The following is a 16557-nucleotide window of genomic DNA, read 5'->3' as shown; positions in this document are numbered from 1 at the left end:
CCGTCAGCCCGTCTCGCGCCCGGCCCGGTGCGACAGGCGCAGCGGCAGCACGAGCCACACCACCAGGAGCCCGACGAGCGCGGCACCCCCGGCGACCCAGCCCGCCGACCGCCCGACGACGACGTCGAACAGCAGCAGCGCCGAGCCCGCCAGCACCAGCGCGAGCGTCGCCAGGCCCGCCTGCGCCATCCGGTCCGCCGAGTCGACGAGCTCCCGCTTCAGGTGGCGCCGGAACAGGATCCGGTGCAGCGACACCGGCGCGACGATGAACCCCGTCGCGGTCACCGCGAGCACCACCAGCACCAGGTAGACGGTCTTCTGGTAGGCGTCCAGGTCGAGGAACCGCTGCTGGAACGGCACGGTCAGCAGGAACCCGGTCAGGATCTGCACGCCCGTCTGGGCGACCCGGAGCTCCTGGAGCAGCTCGTTCCAGTTCCGGTCCATCCGCTCCGTGGCCGTCTCGTTGCGGCCGTCGCGGGGGTCGGCGTCGCGGTCCTCGGGTCGGGAGGCCTCGGTGCGGTGCTGCGGCATGGTCGGTCCTTCGCGCGGTGCGCGCCGCCCTGGTCCTCGGCGGCGGTCAGGATCCGATGGTGCCGTGGGCGCTCGCGGCCCGCAGGTCGAGGTCGGGGGCCGGGCTCCGGCGTCCGCCGGTCGTGCGGTGCGCCGGGGCGGGCGGCGGGAATCACGGTGCGGGGTGCGGCGTTGCACCCGTATGCTGGACCTGCTGCGGCCGGCGGCCGGGGGCCCGCGAGGGCGACCGGGCGAGGGGCGCGGCGATTGACAACTCCACATGGGGGTGATCGGTTTCGACGGTGATCGTCGAGCCAGGAGAAGCGGGCCGAGGACACACGGTTATCTCGTAAACGCTCCGTGTAAACCCATAGGTGCCGATAACAAGCGCACCGACTTCGCCCTCGCCGCCTGAGCGAGCCTCGAAGTCCGTCAGCCTGAGCTAGCTTCCGTCTCAGATCCTGGCGTCATCTAGGGAGCCACTGCTCGCAGTCCTCGTCACCGGGGCTGCGGGGACTTTCAGGTGACTGAGCCTGTCCACCACTCGTCTGCGTGATGGTGGGGGCCGAGAAAAGCGCAGCAGACTGCGCCCGGAGAAGCCCTGGTTCCACGTCATCGGACGCGGGTTCGATTCCCGCCACCTCCACCAGTCGGATTCGAGGAGTGCCTGACGCCTCGACGCCGTTGACGACGACACTGACGTGTCTCCCGAGGAGGGGTCGCCGCTTGCGCGGCGGCCCCTCCTCGTGGTTTGTGGGCGCTGCTGCACACGGTGCGTGCTGGCCGCTGGCGCGACAGGTGAGGCAGGCCATCTCACCTGCGAGAGCCGTCAGTCGAGCACGGCGGTCGCCTCGACCTCGAACCGCACGTGCGGCTCGAACAGGGTCTGAACGCCGATCAGCGACGCAGGGGGGAGGGCGTCGCCGATCCCGAGCTCGCCGCGCACGCGGTCCACCCCGGCGAGGAACTCCGGCAGCTGGTGCGACCCCTCCCACTGCGTGACGTAGCAGGTCAACCGGACGACGTCGGCGAACGTCGCCCCGGCGCCCGCGAGGCCGCGGCCGACGTTGCGGAGGGCCTCGGCCACCTGGTCGGCGAGGTCCCCGGGCGCCTCGGGCGAGCCGGCGCCGATCTGACCGGCCACGTGCACCTGGCGCGTGCCCCGGCTGACGGCGACGTGGCGGTACGGCACCTCGGTGCCGAGTCCGTCGGGGTTGAGCAGCTGCACGGCCATGAGTGTTCCTCCGGGATCGATCGGTTGGTTGCTCATGGATACCTGGTGCACGCAGGGCACTTCAACGAGACTAGGTGTCGTGCACGCAACCACCCCGGCCCCGACGACCCCGCTGCGCGTCGGGATGTCCCACCGTGAGCTCCTCGACCAGGTGCTCGACACCTGGTCGCTCCTGGTCCTCGAGGAGCTCTGCGAGCGCCCCTCGCGGTTCAACGAGCTGCGACGCGCCATCCCCGCCGTCACTGCCAAGTCGCTCACCGCCACGCTGCGCCGGCTGGAGCGCAACGGCATCGTCGAGCGGAAGGTGACCGGCCTGCGGCCCGTCGCGGTCGAGTACCGCATCACCCCGCTCGGCAAGACGCTGCGCGAGCCGGTGGACGCGCTGCTCGCGTGGACGACGGCGAACATGGCAGCTGTCGACGCGGCGCGGGACGCGTTCGACCGGCTCGACGAGGACTGACGTCGGCGATCGTGAGCACCGCGCCTCGGCCGTGCTGTCCCGCATGAGGCCCGTCCCCACGCCGGGGGCGGGGCTCTCGCGCGTCACCGGTCAGCCGAGCAGCGCGTCCCGGCTCGCGACCAGGCCGTCCTGCAGGGCCGCGCGCTGCCCGGGGTCCAGCCCGCCGAGCATCCGGGCCGTGACCTCGGCGACGCGCGTCTCCGCCGCGTCGAGCGCGCGGCTGCCGGCCGGGGTCGGCACGGTGGCCCGCTCGCGCCGGGGGCCGGGCTCCTCGGCGCGCTCGACCAGCCCCTGCCGCTCCAGCCCCCGGATCAGCACGTTCATGGACTGCCGGGAGACGAACGTCCGCCGGGCGAGCTCCGAGCCGGTGATCCCGGGCTGCGCGTGCAGCGTGCTGAGGCACGCGTACTGCGACACGGTCAGCCCGAGTGGTCGTAGCACCTCGTCCATGCGCTGGTGCAGGGCGGCCTGCGTCGCCTTGAGGAGGATGCCGAGCTCCTTCGCGAGCCGGGCGTCGTCGTCTGCTGCGGCGTCGTCCATGTCAGCATCTTGACACATCCCCGGGACGCAGTGTCAGGATCTTGACATGAGCACCGCACCCGCTGGCACGTCCGGCCCCGACTTCGTCTCCTTCCAGGTCCGCGACCTGGCCGCCTCCGCCGAGTTCTACGAGCGTCTCGTCGGCCTCACTCGCCTGCCCGCCCCGAACCCGCAGGCCGTGGTGTTCTCCCGCGGCGGCGGCACCGCGTTCGCGGTGCGGGAGCCGCTCCCGGGCGTCGACCTCGACGCCGCCGGGCAGCTCGGCGCCGGCGTCGGCGTGTGGTTCCACGACCCGGAGGCGGCGGCGCGGCACGCGCGGCTGGTCGAGGCGGGGGTGCCGATCGTCCAGGAGCCGGCCGACGGCCCGTTCGGGACGACGTTCGCGTTCCGCGACCCCGACGGCTACGTGGTCACGATCCACTCGCGGGCCTGACCGCAGGGCGGGGCGCCGCGGGGGAGGTCAGCCGAGCGGGATCTGGTAGTGGATCATCCCGGACCGCGTGGCGACCCGGTCGTACAGCGCCCGGGCCGTGGCGTTCGACTCGGCGGTGAGCCAGTACACCTTCGCCGACCCGTGGCGCTCCGCCCAGTCGCGGACGTGCTCGACGAGCGCCCGGCCGGCGCCCGCGCCGCGCCCGTCCGCGGCGACGAACAGGTCCTCCAGGTAGCAGTAGCTCGCGGTCGACCAGGTCGCCGGGTGGGTGAGCCAGTGGACCAGGCCGACCGCGGCGCCGGTGTCGTCCCGGGCGAGCGCGCCGTGCATCCCCGACGCCGGGTCCACGAGCCGGGCGAACGTCGCGGCGGTCGTGGCCTCGTCGAGGGTGGTCGCGTAGAACGTCAGGTACCCGTCCCACAGCGTGCGCCAGGCGGCGCGGTCGTCCTCGGTGAGCGGGGTGACGGTGGCCATCGGCGCAGCGTACTCAGCCGGTCGAGGCCGCCGCGGCCGCATCCGTCAGCGACGCCAGCACCCCGTCCAGCGCGCCCGGGTCCTGGACCAGCGCGAGCATCGCCGCGCTCCACGCCGCCTGGACCGGGGCGGGCATCGCGTCGCCGGCCCCGAACCGCACGACCTCCGCGCCGGTCAGGTGCTCGACCACCGACCGCGCCACGGCGTCCGGGTACGCCGAGGCGGGGACGCCCCGGTTGACCGAGGCGTACCCGCCGAGCCCGGCCCACCGCGCCTGGGCGTCCGCGCCCGTCAGGTACGCGAGGAACGACCGGGACGCCGGGGTGTCGCGCAGCGCGACGACCAGGTCCGCGCCGACCGTGGTGGCACCCGCCAGGGCGAGGTCGACGGGCGGGAACGGGAACCAGTCGTAGCCCGCACCCGGAGTGAGCTCCGGGTGCGCGTCCGTGATGAACGCCTGCGCGAAGGACGCCATGGGGTAGGCGTACGCCTCCGGCGGGTCGGCGAGGACGGGCAGCGCGCCCTCCGCGTCGCCGGTGGTCAGGATGCCCCGCGTCCCGCCGACCACCCGGCCGGGAGCCGTCACGAGCGTCAGGAACCGGTCGAACGACCGCCGGACGCAGGCGTCCGTCCACGGCACCTCGGCCGCGACCCACGCGTCGTAGCGGTCCGGCCCGCACGAGCCGAGCACCAGCGACGCGATCCAGTCCGTCAGTGCCCAGCCGCTGCCCGGACCGCGCGGTGCGACGACTGACAGCGGCGTCCGGCCCTGCGCCGCCGCCGCGTCCGCCCACGTGACGAAGTCGTCCCAGGTCGCGGGGACGGACCACCCGGCGGCCTCGAACGCCGCGGGGGAGTACCAGACCGTCGACCGGTCGGTGGCCTTGACCGGGAGCGCGTACAGGGCGCCGTCGACGGTGCCGAGGTCCGTCCACGCCGGCGGGTAGTCCCGGGCGACGACCTCCGGGTCGAGCAGGTCGTCGAGCGGCAGCAGGACCCCGTCGGCGACGAGGTCGCGCAGCAGGCCCGGGTTCGGCAGCACGGCGACGTCGGGCGGCTCGCCCGCCGCGACCGCCGCGGTCAGGTCGCCGGTGAGGTCGCGCGACCCGGTCCAGTCGACGGTCGCGCCGGTGGCGTCCTCCCACGCCCCGGCGACCGTCGCGAACGCGTCGTGCTCGGGGCCGCTCCACAGGCCGAGGACCGCGACGGAGGCGCCGTCCAGCTCGGACGCCGTCGACCGGGTCGGCGCGGTCGACGCGGGCCCGGTCGGCCCCGGCCCGGTCGACCCGGTGCACGCGGCGGCGGACGCGACGAGCAGCGTCGCGGCGAGGGCGAGCGTGCGGCGCTGCCTCATCGTCGCCTCCCGCTCCGGGGCCGGGCGTCGGGCGTCGTCCGCCGGTCCGTCGCCGTGCACGCTACGCGCGGCGCTCGCGGTCGGGCGCCGCGTCGCGGACGGCGGCGGTCAGCGCAGGTCGCGTGCCGCCGGCACCGGGTCCCGCGGCGGGAGCTCGTCCGGCGACACGTCCGCCGCGCGCGCCGCCAGCGTGTGCAGCAGCCGCTCGAGCGGGCCCCGCCCGAACGCCGCGCGCCACAGCCAGCACGCGAGCACCGTGACCGCGAGGAACGCGAGCCAGGTCCCGGCGTCGGGCTGCCAGACCACGGCGTCGCCGAGCGCGGCGATCGCGACCAGCTGCGCCGTGTACGCGGTGAGCGCGAGCGCCCCGGTGGCGGCCAGCGGCGCGACCAGCGCGGGCACCGCGTCGGCGACGAGCAGGCACAGCGCGAGCACCGCGAGGCCGACGCCGGTGTTCGCGACCACCTCCAGGCCGGACGAGGAGTGCGGCTCGGTCGTCACGAGCGCGACGAGCGTCGGGTCGCCGGCGAGCGTCCGCGTCAGCAGCGCCGACGCCGCGTGCGCCACCACCGCCAGCGCCACCCCGGCACCGAGCAGCCGCAGCCGCACGCGTCGGTCCCGCAGGTCCGTCCGCCCGACGGCGAGCCCGACCAGGACGTACGCGAACCAGACGACCGCCGGGTAGTAGTCGCCGACCAGCAGGTCGGTGAGCTCGCGGCCCGGCAGCCGTGCGAGCACGGGCTGGAGCGCGAGGTGCAGCAGCGGGCCGAACGCCGCGACGGCGACCGCCCCGCCCAGCAGCCGCCGCGGCGACGCGCCCAGCAGCGGTGTCGCGCAGGCGAACAGCACGGCGTAGGTGGGCAGGATCACCGCGATCGGCGTGCCGAGCAGGATGACCACGACCCCGATGGCGAGGACGGCGAACGCCCGGACCAGGATCTTGGCGCGCGCCTGCACCCGGCGGACCCCGGACACGGGCGTCGACCCGCCGGAGATCAGCGCGACCGAGATCCCGGACAGCAGCACGAACAGCGCGGCGGACCGGCCGTCGACCACCTGGGCGAGCGACCAGGGCCACGGGTCCTCGGGACCGCCCGGCCCGACGTGCGCCGTGAGCATGCCGAGCACCGCCAGGCCGCGGGCGACGTCCACCCCGGTGATCCGCTGCATGGCGCCACGCTAGCCGGGGCCGCGCCGGCCGGAGTGCTGCCCCGGCTCGCCGGTGCCGCCGCTTCGTCTCGCGCCTCGGGACGGGACGTACCGCTCGCTGGAACGCGGTCCCGCCACCGGGCTACCGTCGGGGGCGTGACCGACACGCACCAGGCCGACGTCTACACCCACGGCCACCACGACAGCGTGCTGCGCTCCCACCGGTGGCGCACCGCGGAGAACTCGGCGGCCTACCTGCTGCCGGCCCTGCAGCCCGGGCAGTCCCTGCTCGACGTGGGCTGCGGCCCCGGCACGGTGACCGTCGACCTCGCCGCGCGGGTGGCGCCCGGTGCCGTCGTCGGCCTCGACCGGTCGGAGAAGGTGCTGGAGCTCGCCCGCGAGGAGGCGGCGAAGGCGGGCGCGGACAACGTGACCTTCCAGGTCGGTGACGCCTACGCGCTGCCGTTCGCCGACGCGTCCTTCGACGTCGTGCACGCGCACCAGGTGCTGCAGCACCTCACCGACCCGGTCGCCGCGCTGCGCGAGCTGCGCCGCGTGACCCGCCCCGGCGGCGTCGTCGCCGTGCGGGACGCGGACTACTCCGGCATGACCTGGTTCCCCGCGTCGCCCGTCCTGGACGAGTGGTCCGCGCTCTACCACGAGGTCACCCAGGCCAACGGCGCCGAGGCCGACGCCGGCCGCCGCCTGCACTCCTGGGCGCTCGCCGCCGGGTTCGACCCCGACGGCCTGGTCCCGACCGCCGGCGTGTGGAGCTACGCCACCGACGAGGACCGCGCGTGGTGGGCCGACCTGTGGGCCGAGCGCTGCGTCGTGTCGGACTTCGCCCGGCAGGCCGTCGAGCACGGGCTCGCCGACGAGGTGGGCCTCGAGCAGCTCGCCGCCGGTTGGCGCGAGTGGGGCACCGCCCCGGACGGCTGGTTCGCGGTGCTGCACGGCGAGGTCCTCGCCCGCGTCTGACCTAGGGTGGGGCCGTGCGCATCGCCAGGTTCACCACCGGAGACGACCCCCGCTACGCCCTCGTGGAGGGGGAGCCGGGTCAGGAGCAGCTCGTCGTCATCAGCGGCGACCCGATCTACACCCCGGTGCAGCCCACCGGCGAGCGGATCCCGCTCGGCGACGGCGTCCGGCTGCTCGCCCCGGTGATCCCGCGGTCCAAGATCATCGGCGTCGGCCGGAACTACGTCGACCACGCGACCGAGATGGGCAACGAGGTGCCGGCGTCGCCGCTGCTGTTCCTCAAGCCCAACACGGCCGTCGTCGGCCCGGACGACCCGATCGTGCTGCCCGACTGGACCGAGGAGGTCTCGTACGAGGCCGAGCTCGCCGTCGTCATCGGCAAGGTCACCAAGGACGTCTCGCCCGAGCACGCGCTGAGCAAGGTGTTCGGCTACACCGTCGCCAACGACGTCACCGCGCGCGACGCCCAGCGGTCCGACTCGCAGTGGACCCGCGCCAAGGGCTTCGACTCGTCCTGCCCGATCGGCCCGTGGGTCGTGCCGGGCCTCGAGGTCGACGACCTGGCCGTGCGGTCCCGGGTGAACGGCGAGGCCAAGCAGGACGGCCGGACGTCGCAGATGGTGTTCGACGTCGCGTACCTGATCTCGTACATCTCCGAGGTGTTCACGCTGCTGCCCGGCGACATCATCCTCACCGGCACCCCGGCCGGCGTCGGCCTGCTGTCCGAGCGGGACGTCGTCGAGGTCGAGGTCGAGGAGATCGGCACGCTGCGCAACCCGGTGCTGCGCCGGTCCTGACGTCGCGGGGCACGGGCGCGGCGGGGGAGGCCCGCCGCGCTCGCTAGGGTGGAGCGCGTGAGTGCTGCTGCCCCCGCGACGCCGGTGCGCGTCCGCTTCTGCCCGTCCCCGACCGGTACGCCGCACGTCGGCCTGATCCGCACCGCCCTGTTCAACTGGGCGTACGCGCGGCACCTCGGCGGCACGTTCGTGTTCCGGATCGAGGACACCGACCCGGCGCGCGACTCCGAGGAGTCGTACCAGCAGCTGCTCGACGCGCTGCGCTGGCTCGGCCTGGACTGGGACGAGGGCGTCGAGGTGGGCGGCCCGCACGAGCCGTACCGGCAGTCGCAGCGCATGGACCTGTACGCCGACGTCGCGCGCCGGCTGGTCGAGGGCGGGTACGCCTACGAGTCGTTCACCACGCCGGAGGAGGTCGAGGCCCGGCACCGCGCCGCGGGCCGCGACCCCAAGCTCGGCTACGACGGCTTCGACCGCGACCTCACCGAGGAGCAGAAGGCCGCCTACCGCGCCGAGGGCCGCGAGCCCGTGCTGCGTCTGCGGATGCCCGACGAGGACGTCACGTTCACCGACCTCGTCCGTGGCGACGTCACGTTCAAGGCCGGGTCCGTGCCGGACTTCGTGATCGTCCGCGGCAACGGGCACCCGCTGTACACGCTGGTCAACCCGGTCGACGACGCCCTCATGGGCATCACGCACGTGCTCCGCGGCGAGGACCTGCTGTCCTCCACCCCGCGCCAGGTCGTGCTGTACCGGGCGCTGCTCGCGATCGGCGTCGCCACCGTCCTGCCGGAGTTCGGCCACCTGCCGTACGTCATGGGCGAGGGCAACAAGAAGCTCTCCAAGCGCGACCCCGAGTCGAACCTGTTCCTGCACCGGGAGCGCGGGTTCACCCCCGAGGGCCTGCTGAACTACCTGTCGCTGCTCGGCTGGTCCATCGGTCCCGACCGCGACATCTTCTCGGTCGCCGAGCTCGTCGAGGCGTTCGACGTCGCCGACGTGAACCCCAACCCCGCGCGGTTCGACCTCAAGAAGGCCGAGGCGATCAACGCCGAGCACGTCCGGCTGCTCGCCCCCGAGGACTTCCGGGACCGGCTGGTGCCCTACCTGCACCGCGCGGGCCTCGTGCCCGCCGACTCCTACGCCGACCTCTCGTCGGAGCACCGCGCGCTGCTCGACGCCGGGGCGCCGCTGATCCAGACCCGCGTGACCCTGCTGGGCGAGGTCGTCGGGATGCTCGGCTTCCTGTTCACCGCCGACGACGACCTCGTGGTCGAGGACGACGCCCGCGGCGCGCTGAAGGACACCGCCGCCCAGGTGCTCGACGCCGCCACCGAGGCGCTGTCCGCGCTGCCCGAGGACGGGTTCACCACCCTGGCCACCCAGGACGCCCTGCAGTCCGCGCTGGTGGACGGGCTGGGCATCAAGCCGCGGTTCGCGTTCACGCCGCTGCGCGTGGCGGTGTCCGGGCGCCGGGTGTCGCCGCCGCTGTTCGAGTCGCTGGAGATCCTGGGCCGGGCGTCGACGCTCGCCCGGATCGCCGCGCTGCGCGCGTCGCTGTGACGGCCGGGGTGGCGGGGCCGGCGGGGGAGCGCGCCGTCGACGGCGTGCTGTTCGACGTCGACGACACCCTGGTCGACACGCACGGCGCGTTCGCGCACGCGCTGACCGCCGTCTCCCGGGAGTGGCTGCCGGGGCTCGACCCCGCGCGCGACACCGAGGTGCTCGACCACTGGCGCGCCGACGCCGAGGGCCGGTACCGCCGCTACACCCGCGGCGAGGTGTCCTACCGCGAGCAGCGGATGGGCCGGGCCAACGACCTGCACGCGGCCTTCGGCGGGCCGGTGCTGGACGACGACGCCTACGACCGGTGGAACGACCTGTTCGAGGAGCGGTTCACCGGCTCGTGGGCGGCGCACGCCGACGCCGCGGGCGTGGTGCGCCGGCTCCTCGACGCCGGGATCAAGGTCGGCGCGCTGACCAACGCCGCCACCGAGTACCAGGTCCGCAAGCTCACCCGCGCCGGCCTCGCCGACGACGTGCCGCTGCTGGTCGGCGTCGACACCCTCGGGTTCGGCAAGCCCGACCCGCGGGTGTTCGCCGAGGCCTGCCGCCGGCTGGGGACCTCGCCGGAGCGCACGGCCTACGTCGGCGACGAGCTGGACGTCGACGCGCGCGCCGCGACCGCGGCGGGCCTGCGGGGCGTGTGGCTCGCGCGGCCGCACCTCGGGGCGAAGCACGCGAACGACACCGAGGCGGTGCCGGCCGACGTCGTGATCACGTCGCTGGACGAGCTGCCGGGGGTGCTGGGGCTCTGACGGCGCGGTAGCGGGGGCGCGCGCCCGGCGTGGTGCCGGGGGCGCGTCCGATGCGGTGCCGGGCCGCGCGCCCGGATCAGCGCCGGGCCGCGCGGAAGCAGTCCGTCCGGTAGGGCAGCGGCGCGACGTCGCGGCCCCGCAGGTCCGGGTGCGTGCCGACGAGGTCGTCGATCTCGGCGAGCAGCGCCTCGCGCGCGTCGTCCGGGAGCGTCAGCAGGTGCGACCGGGACGCCGCGAGGTCCCGCAGCGCCGCCGGGCGGACCTCGTCGGCCCACCGGAACGCCCGGTGCTCCACCGGCCCGAACGCGGCGCCGAGCGCGGGCGCGTGTCCGCCGTGCGGCGGGGCCGGGTCGCCGCGGTGCACGATCTCCTCGTACGCCGCCAGCCAGTCCGGCCCGGCCTCGGTGTCCCGGACGTTCCACACCACCGCGAGCACCCCGCCCGGGCGCAGCACCCGGGCCAGCTCCGTCGCGGCGGCCGCCTCGTCGAACCAGTGCCACGCCTGACCGACCGTGACCGCGTCCGCCGACGCGTCCGGCAGCCCCGTGCGCTCCGCCGACCCCGCGAGGACCGTCACGCCCGGCAGGGACGCCGCCAGGGCGTCGCGCATGCCCGGGGAGGGCTCCACGGCCGTCACGCGCCGCCCGGGGACCCCCTGCGCCACGAGACGCTCCGTCAGCTTGCCCGTGCCCGCCGCGAGGTCGACCAGGTCGAGCGCGTCCGCGGGCACGCACCAGGCCACCGCCTCGTCCGGGTACGTGGGGCGCGCGGCCTGGTAGAGCGCGGCGGCGGGGCCGAACGAGGCGGCGCGGGTGGCGAGCGGGACTGGCTGCGCGTCGGCGGCGGGCTCGTCCGGCGGGGTGCCGGGAGGTCCGGCCGGCGGGGTGCCGGCGGGCTCGTCCGGCGGGACGGGGACGTGGCTCGGGCGGGCGTGCTCCACGAGGCCAGCCTGCCACCGGGACGCGGCAGCCGCCGAGCGCCGGGCCTGGCCGCGGGCAGCGGGCGGGGGCGCGCGGCGAGGGCGGCCGTGGCTGTGACGCGCGTCGCCGACGGCCGGTTTGGAGCGCGGCGCTTCCTCCGGTAATGTTCTCGGTCGGCACGGCGTCCACGACGCCGGTCCTCCAACCCGCTCTCTCCGGCGCCCCGTGCGCCGGTCGGCGCTGGTTGCGGGACCGGAGGAATGTCCGGAAGTGCCATTGGGGTATGGTGTAATTGGCAGCACGAGTGATTCTGGTTCACTTAGTCTAGGTTCGAGTCCTGGTACCCCAGCAAGGCATCGCAGAACGGCCCGGAAAGGCCGATTTGAAGAGGCCGAGCAGGATGCAGTACAGTAAGACCCGGTCAAGCCGCTCCGGTGGTCAGATCAACTAGGCCCCCATCGTCTAGTGGCCTAGGACGCCGCCCTCTCACGGCGGTAACAGGGGTTCGAATCCCCTTGGGGGTACATCGAGAAAGGCCGGTCGCCATCAGGCGGCCGGCCTTTCTGCTGTCCGGGTGCGGTCGCGCCCCGCGCCGAGTTCGGCAGTCGGGTGTCCAGTTCGGCACCCCGAGATGCCGAACTCGCGCACGCACTACCGAACTCGCCGGACGCGCCGGGCCCGCCGGGTCCGCCGGACGCGCGCGAGGCCGCCACCCCCGGGGGAGTGGCGGCCTCGCGGCGCGCGGGGTCACTCCGCGGTGCGGCGGAGGACCTCCGTGAGGCGGTTCGCGGCGGAGACGACCGCGGCGGCGTGCAGGCGCCCGGGCTGGCGGCTCAGCCGCTCCACGGGGCCGGAGATGGACACCGCGGCGACGACGCGCCCCGACTGCCCGCGGACGGGGGCCGAGACGGACGCGACGCCGACCTCGCGCTCGGACACGGACTGCGCCCAGCCGCGGCGGCGGACGCCGGACAGGATCGTGGCGGTGAACTTGGCGCCCTGCAGGCCGCGGTGCAGCCGGTCGGGCTCCTCCCAGGCGAGCAGGATCTGCGCGGCGGACCCGGCGGCCATCGTGAGCGTGGCGCCCACGGGGATCGAGTCGCGCAGGCCGATGGGCCGCTCGGCGGCGGCGACGCAGATGCGCTGGTCGCCCTGGCGGCGGTAGAGCTGCGCGCTCTCGCCGGTGTGGTCGCGCAAGGCCGCGAGGACGGGGCCCGCGGCGGCGAGCAGCCGGTCCTCGCCGGCGGCGCTGGCGAGCTCGGTCAGCCGCGGACCCAGGACGAACCGGCCCTGCATGTCGCGCCCCACCAGGCGGTGGTGCTCGAGCGCGACGGCCAGCCGGTGGGCCGTCGGGCGGGCAAGATGGGTGGCGTTGACCAGCTGCGCGAGGGTGGCGGGTCCGGCCTCGAGGGCGTTGAGGACCGAGGCGGCCTTGTCCAGCACGCCGACTCCGCTAGAGTTGTCCATAGGTCGATATTGCCGTCTCGCACACTGAGACGCAAGTCGGCACCGAGAAGGACCCCGGTCGGCCCCCACCGACCGACGGACGAGAGGACGCCCGAACATGGCCGGCACACTGGCGGAGAAGGTGTGGGAGAACCACATCGTGCGGCGCGGCGCCGACGGCGCGCCCGATCTGCTCTACATCGACCTGCACCTCGTGCACGAGGTCACCAGCCCCCAGGCGTTCGAGGGTCTCCGGCTCGCCGGCCGCCCGGTCCGCCGCCCGGACCTCACGCTCGCCACCGAGGACCACAACACCCCGACGCTGGACATCGACCTGCCGATCGCCGACGCGACGTCGCGCACGCAGATCGACACCCTGCGGAACAACGCGAAGGAGTTCGGCGTCCGGCTGCACTCCCTCGGCGACGCGGACCAGGGCATCGTGCACCAGGTCGGCCCGCAGCTCGGCCTGACGATGCCGGGCCTGACGGTCGTCTGCGGCGACTCGCACACGTCCACGCACGGCGCGTTCGGCGCGCTGGCGTTCGGCATCGGCACGTCCGAGGTCGAGCACGTCCTCGCCACCCAGACCCTGCCGCTGGCGCCGTTCAAGACGATGGCGATCACGGTCAACGGCGCCCTGCCGATCGGCGCGACGGCGAAGGACATCATCCTGGCCGTCATCGCGAAGATCGGCACCGGCGGCGGCCAGGGCTACGTCCTGGAGTACCGCGGCGAGGCCATCCGGTCCCTCTCGATGGAGGGCCGCATGACGATCTGCAACATGTCGATCGAGGCGGGCGCGCGCGCCGGCATGATCGCCCCCGACCAGACGACCTTCGACTACCTCAAGGGCCGTCCGCACGCCCCCGAGGGTGCCGACTGGGACGCCGCGGTGGCGTACTGGGAGACGCTGCGCAGCGACGACGACGCGACCTTCGACGCCGCGGTCGTCCTCGAGGCCGCCGACCTGGAGCCGTTCGTCACCTGGGGCACCAACCCGGGCCAGGGCCTGCCGCTCTCGGGCTCCGTGCCGGTGCCGGAGGAGATCGCCGACGCCAACGAGCGGGTCGCCGCCGAGCGCGCCATCGAGTACATGGGTCTGACGCCGGGCCAGCCGCTGCGCGAGATCGCGGTCGACACGGTGTTCATCGGCTCCTGCACCAACGGCCGGATCGAGGACCTGCGGGCGGCCGCGAAGCTCATGCAGGGCCAGAAGAAGGCGGACTCGCTGCGCGTCCTCGTCGTGCCGTCGTCCGCGCGCGTGCGGCTGCAGGCAGAGGCCGAGGGCCTGGACAAGATCTTCCTGGACTTCGGGGCGGAGTGGCGCAACGCCGGCTGCTCCATGTGCCTGGGCATGAACCCGGACCAGCTCGCCCCGGGGGAGCGGTCGGCGTCGACGTCGAACCGCAACTTCGAGGGCCGGCAGGGCAAGGGCGGGCGCACCCACCTGGTGTCCCCGCTGGTCGCGGCGGCCACGGCCATCCGCGGCACGCTGTCCTCCGTCTCCGACCTGGGCCCGGACGTCGCCGTCCCGGACGGCTCGCCGCTGGACCTCCAGCCGGCCTGAGCCCGCCGCCCGACGCCCCCACGACACCAGGAACGAGAGCCCTCATGGAGAAGTTCACCCAGCACACCGGCGTCGGCGTCCCGCTGCGCCGCAGCAACGTCGACACCGACCAGATCATCCCGGCCGTGTACCTCAAGCGCGTCACCCGCACGGGCTTCGAGGACGCGCTGTTCGCGGCGTGGCGGAACGACCCGTCGTTCGTCCTGAACCAGGACGCCTACCGCACCGGCTCGGTCCTCGTGGCCGGCCCGGACTTCGGCACCGGCTCGTCCCGCGAGCACGCCGTGTGGGCGCTCAAGGACTACGGCTTCAAGGTCGTCCTGGCCTCCCGGTTCGCGGACATCTTCCGCGGCAACTCCGGCAAGCAGGGCCTCGTCGCGGCCCAGCTGGCGCAGGAGGACGTCGAGCTCATCTGGAAGGTCCTCGAGACCGCCCCCGGCACCGAGGTGACCGTCGACCTGGAGACGAAGACGGTCACCTGCGACGACGTCGTGGTGCCGTTCCAGATCGACGACTACACCCGCTGGCGCCTCATGGAGGGCCTGGACGACATCGGCCTCACCCTGCAGCACGAGGACGAGATCACGGCGTTCGAGGCCACGCGCGACGCCTGGCGTCCGAAGACCCTGCCGGCCAAGCACCTGCCGCCGGTGGAGATCAAGGCCGCCCGTCCGGTCGAGCTGAGCCTGGGGCGGCGCCCCGGCCTCTGAGCCGCGCCGGCCGGACCGCCGGCCCCCGGGACCTCGCCCGGGCCGCGCAGCATCCTGCGCGGCCCGGGCGTCCCATATGTGGAGGTTTGGCGCGCGCTGTGCGGGACGCACGGCGCGGGTGCGTGCCGCCGTCGCGGCGTGCGCCACCATGGGGGGATGACCGATCTCCTCTACGTCCACGGCGGCACGCCCCTCTCGGGCGAGATCACCGTGCGGGGCGCCAAGAACTTCGTCTCCAAGGCGATGGTGGCGTCCCTGCTGGGCGAGACCCCGAGCGAGCTGCGGAACGTCCCGCAGATCCGCGACGTCGGCGTCGTCACCGGCCTGCTGGAGCTGCACGGCGTGCGGGTCGACGCGGACGCCGAGGGCGGCGTCCTGCGCCTCGACCCGACCGACGTCGAGTCCGCGCACGTGGCCGACATCGACGCGCACGCCGGGTCCAGCCGCATCCCGATCCTGTTCTGCGGCCCGCTGCTGCACCGGCTCGGCGAGGCGTTCATCCCCGACCTGGGCGGCTGCCGGATCGGCGACCGGCCGATCAACTACCACCTGGACATCCTGCGGCAGTTCGGCGCCGTGGTGGACAAGCGCGAGAACGGCATCCACATCCGCGCGCCGCGCCGGCTCCAGGGCACGAAGATCACGCTGCCGTACCCGAGCGTCGGCGCCACCGAGCAGCTGCTGCTGACCGCCGTGCGCGCCGAGGGCATGACCGAGCTCACGAACGCGGCGATCGAGCCCGAGATCATGGACCTGATCAACGTCCTGCAGAAGATGGGCGCGATCATCTCGGTCGACACCGACCGGGTCATCCGGATCGAGGGCGTCGACCGGCTCGTGGGCTTCCAGCACACCGCGCTCGCCGACCGGATCGAGGCGGCGTCCTGGGCGTCGGCCGCGCTGGCCACCGGCGGCGACGTGTACGTCCGCGGCGCGACCCAGCCGGAGATGACGGCGTTCCTCAACACCTTCCGCAAGGTGGGCGGCGAGTTCGCGATCGACGACGAGGGCATCCGGTTCTTCCACCCCGGCGGCGACCTGTCGTCGATCGTGCTGGAGACCGACGTGCACCCCGGCTTCATGACCGACTGGCAGCAGCCGCTGGTCGTCGCGCTGACCCAGGCCAAGGGTCTGTCGATCGTGCACGAGACGGTGTACGAGAACCGGTTCGGGTTCACCGACGCGCTGCGCGGCATGGGCGCGACCATCCAGGTCTACAAGGAGTGCCTGGGCGGCCGGCCGTGCCGGTTCGGGCAGCGGAACTTCTCGCACTCCGCGGTGATCTCCGGCCCGACGCCGCTGACCGCCGCCGACATCGAGGTCCCGGACCTGCGCGGCGGGTTCAGCCACCTGATCGCGGCGCTGACCGCGCAGGGCACGTCGGCGGTGCGCGGGATCAGCCTGATCGACCGGGGCTACGAGAACTTCACCGCGAAGCTCGAGGCGCTCGGCGCCAAGTTCGACCGCGACTGACGCCGCCGCGCACGCGGCCCGCACGCCCGCCCGGCCCCGCTGCCGGGCGGGCGTCGTCGTCCCCAGGGCGCGCGAGATGGGGTTTACAACGGAGGAACGTCTTCGCTACACATGAGTGACGGTTATCCGTTGTAGACGGCCGGGTGGTGCACAGCCGCCGCCCCCTGGCCCCGATGGCGAAGGAGCCACCG

17 protein-coding genes, 2 tRNA genes and 1 other RNA gene are annotated in these 16557 nt (G+C 74.3%); 12 read left to right on the top strand and 8 right to left on the bottom strand.

Translation table 11 applies throughout. The annotated features are described in order from the left end of the window. Positions 1-3: 3 nt before the first annotated feature. The gene (locus G6556_RS01380; RefSeq protein WP_166937914.1) at positions 4-531 is read right to left on the bottom strand and encodes a DUF6328 family protein; all 528 of its coding nucleotides are present in this window, start codon (positions 529-531) and stop codon (positions 4-6) included. A 261-nt stretch (positions 532-792) separates the two neighbouring features. Here G6556_RS01380 and ssrA point away from each other — a divergent pair. Continuing rightward, positions 793-1159, top strand: a transfer-messenger RNA (tmRNA) gene (ssrA, locus tag G6556_RS01375). Between the two features lie 180 nt (positions 1160-1339). Here ssrA and G6556_RS01370 read toward each other — a convergent pair. Beyond that, positions 1340-1744 carry a RidA family protein gene (locus G6556_RS01370; protein ID WP_166937912.1) on the bottom strand — a complete coding sequence of 135 codons (405 nt, stop codon included), beginning with the start codon at positions 1742-1744 and terminating at the stop codon, positions 1340-1342. A 79-nt stretch (positions 1745-1823) separates the two neighbouring features. Between G6556_RS01370 and G6556_RS01365 the strand changes: the two genes are divergently transcribed. After that, positions 1824-2204, top strand: a complete 381-nt coding sequence (locus tag G6556_RS01365; protein WP_346774654.1) for a helix-turn-helix domain-containing protein — start codon at positions 1824-1826, stop codon at positions 2202-2204. Between the two features lie 90 nt (positions 2205-2294). Here G6556_RS01365 and G6556_RS01360 read toward each other — a convergent pair whose 3' ends face one another. After that, positions 2295-2744: a MarR family transcriptional regulator gene (locus G6556_RS01360; protein WP_166937910.1), complete on the bottom strand. Its 450-nt coding sequence runs from the start codon at positions 2742-2744 to the stop codon at positions 2295-2297. A 46-nt stretch (positions 2745-2790) separates the two neighbouring features. Between G6556_RS01360 and G6556_RS01355 the strand changes: the two genes are divergently transcribed. Beyond that, positions 2791-3177 (top strand): VOC family protein, encoded by a 387-nt coding sequence (locus G6556_RS01355; RefSeq protein WP_166937907.1) that lies wholly within the window; start codon positions 2791-2793, stop codon positions 3175-3177. 27 nt (positions 3178-3204) lie between these two features. On the opposite strand, the gene G6556_RS01350 is transcribed toward G6556_RS01355, so the two are convergent. The 3 genes from G6556_RS01350 to G6556_RS01340 all read right to left on the bottom strand — a co-directional run bounded on the left by G6556_RS01350 (position 3205) and on the right by G6556_RS01340 (position 6175). Further along, the gene (locus tag G6556_RS01350; RefSeq protein ID WP_166937905.1) at positions 3205-3651 is read right to left on the bottom strand and encodes a GNAT family N-acetyltransferase; all 447 of its coding nucleotides are present in this window, start codon (positions 3649-3651) and stop codon (positions 3205-3207) included. Positions 3652-3664: 13 nt separating this feature from the next. Next, complete coding sequence (locus G6556_RS01345; RefSeq protein WP_166937903.1) at positions 3665-5005, bottom strand: ABC transporter substrate-binding protein; 1341 nt, start codon at positions 5003-5005, stop codon at positions 3665-3667. Positions 5006-5113: 108 nt separating this feature from the next. Continuing rightward, a complete protein-coding gene (locus G6556_RS01340; protein ID WP_166937901.1) occupies positions 5114-6175 on the bottom strand; it encodes a heparan-alpha-glucosaminide N-acetyltransferase domain-containing protein in 1062 nt (353 codons plus the stop codon). Positions 6176-6310: 135 nt separating this feature from the next. Here G6556_RS01340 and G6556_RS01335 point away from each other — a divergent pair, with 135 nt between their 5' ends. The 4 genes from G6556_RS01335 to G6556_RS01320 are packed head-to-tail and all read left to right on the top strand — an operon-like array spanning position 6311 to position 10247. Continuing rightward, positions 6311-7132: a methyltransferase domain-containing protein gene (locus G6556_RS01335; protein WP_166937899.1), complete on the top strand. Its 822-nt coding sequence runs from the start codon at positions 6311-6313 to the stop codon at positions 7130-7132. Between the two features lie 14 nt (positions 7133-7146). Then, positions 7147-7929, top strand: coding sequence for a fumarylacetoacetate hydrolase family protein (locus G6556_RS01330; protein WP_166937897.1), 783 nt, complete (start codon positions 7147-7149; stop codon positions 7927-7929). A 57-nt stretch (positions 7930-7986) separates the two neighbouring features. Continuing rightward, positions 7987-9492, top strand: a complete 1506-nt coding sequence (gene gltX / locus G6556_RS01325; RefSeq protein ID WP_166937895.1) for a glutamate--tRNA ligase — start codon at positions 7987-7989, stop codon at positions 9490-9492. Then, positions 9489-10247: an HAD family hydrolase gene (locus tag G6556_RS01320; RefSeq protein WP_346774653.1), complete on the top strand. Its 759-nt coding sequence runs from the start codon at positions 9489-9491 to the stop codon at positions 10245-10247. Before gltX ends, G6556_RS01320 begins: the two co-directional genes overlap by 4 nt. Before the next feature lie 76 nt (positions 10248-10323). Here the strand turns inward: G6556_RS01320 and G6556_RS01315 are convergent, their stop codons facing one another. Then, positions 10324-11187, bottom strand: coding sequence for a class I SAM-dependent methyltransferase (locus G6556_RS01315; RefSeq protein WP_166937893.1), 864 nt, complete (start codon positions 11185-11187; stop codon positions 10324-10326). Between the two features lie 257 nt (positions 11188-11444). On the opposite strand from G6556_RS01315, the gene G6556_RS01310 reads away from it, so the two are divergent. Beyond that, positions 11445-11516 (top strand) — tRNA-Gln (locus G6556_RS01310). Between the two features lie 102 nt (positions 11517-11618). Continuing rightward, a tRNA-Glu gene (locus tag G6556_RS01305) sits at positions 11619-11691 on the top strand. Positions 11692-11914: 223 nt separating this feature from the next. Here G6556_RS01305 and G6556_RS01300 read toward each other — a convergent pair. After that, complete coding sequence (locus tag G6556_RS01300; protein WP_154728344.1) at positions 11915-12634, bottom strand: IclR family transcriptional regulator; 720 nt, start codon at positions 12632-12634, stop codon at positions 11915-11917. Positions 12635-12731: 97 nt separating this feature from the next. Here G6556_RS01300 and leuC point away from each other — a divergent pair, with 97 nt between their 5' ends. The 3 genes from leuC to murA all read left to right on the top strand — a co-directional run bounded on the left by leuC (position 12732) and on the right by murA (position 16366). Next, complete coding sequence (leuC, locus tag G6556_RS01295) at positions 12732-14183, top strand: 3-isopropylmalate dehydratase large subunit (RefSeq protein ID WP_166937891.1); 1452 nt, start codon at positions 12732-12734, stop codon at positions 14181-14183. Positions 14184-14227: 44 nt separating this feature from the next. Then, entirely contained in the window at positions 14228-14893 is a 666-nt protein-coding gene (gene leuD / locus G6556_RS01290) for a 3-isopropylmalate dehydratase small subunit (RefSeq protein WP_166937889.1), read from the top strand. A gap of 156 nt (positions 14894-15049) precedes the next feature. Next, positions 15050-16366, top strand: a complete 1317-nt coding sequence (murA, locus tag G6556_RS01285; protein WP_166937887.1) for a UDP-N-acetylglucosamine 1-carboxyvinyltransferase — start codon at positions 15050-15052, stop codon at positions 16364-16366. Positions 16367-16557: the final 191 nt, after the last annotated feature.

The organism is Cellulomonas sp. IC4_254, assembly GCF_011603975.1.
Lineage (GTDB): Bacteria > Actinomycetota > Actinomycetes > Actinomycetales > Cellulomonadaceae > Cellulomonas.
The sequence above is the reverse complement of the archived record's forward strand: the minus strand, read 5'-3'. Positions and strand labels throughout refer to the sequence as shown.

What these genes read in the sequence shown, in the direction of transcription:
- leuC (WP_166937891.1), top strand. Translation starts at nt 12,732, where the DNA reads ATGGCCGGCACACTGGCGGAGAAGGTGTGGGAGAACCACATCGTGCGG.
- murA (WP_166937887.1), top strand. Translation starts at nt 15,050, where the DNA reads ATGACCGATCTCCTCTACGTCCACGGCGGCACGCCCCTCTCGGGCGAG.
- G6556_RS01345 (WP_166937903.1), bottom strand. Translation starts at nt 5,005, where the DNA reads ATGAGGCAGCGCCGCACGCTCGCCCTCGCCGCGACGCTGCTCGTCGCG.
- leuD (WP_166937889.1), top strand. Translation starts at nt 14,228, where the DNA reads ATGGAGAAGTTCACCCAGCACACCGGCGTCGGCGTCCCGCTGCGCCGC.
- G6556_RS01380 (WP_166937914.1), bottom strand. Translation starts at nt 531, where the DNA reads ATGCCGCAGCACCGCACCGAGGCCTCCCGACCCGAGGACCGCGACGCC.
- G6556_RS01300 (WP_154728344.1), bottom strand. Translation starts at nt 12,634, where the DNA reads ATGGACAACTCTAGCGGAGTCGGCGTGCTGGACAAGGCCGCCTCGGTC.
- G6556_RS01360 (WP_166937910.1), bottom strand. Translation starts at nt 2,744, where the DNA reads ATGGACGACGCCGCAGCAGACGACGACGCCCGGCTCGCGAAGGAGCTC.
- G6556_RS01355 (WP_166937907.1), top strand. Translation starts at nt 2,791, where the DNA reads ATGAGCACCGCACCCGCTGGCACGTCCGGCCCCGACTTCGTCTCCTTC.
- G6556_RS01340 (WP_166937901.1), bottom strand. Translation starts at nt 6,175, where the DNA reads ATGCAGCGGATCACCGGGGTGGACGTCGCCCGCGGCCTGGCGGTGCTC.
- G6556_RS01350 (WP_166937905.1), bottom strand. Translation starts at nt 3,651, where the DNA reads ATGGCCACCGTCACCCCGCTCACCGAGGACGACCGCGCCGCCTGGCGC.
- G6556_RS01370 (WP_166937912.1), bottom strand. Translation starts at nt 1,744, where the DNA reads ATGGCCGTGCAGCTGCTCAACCCCGACGGACTCGGCACCGAGGTGCCG.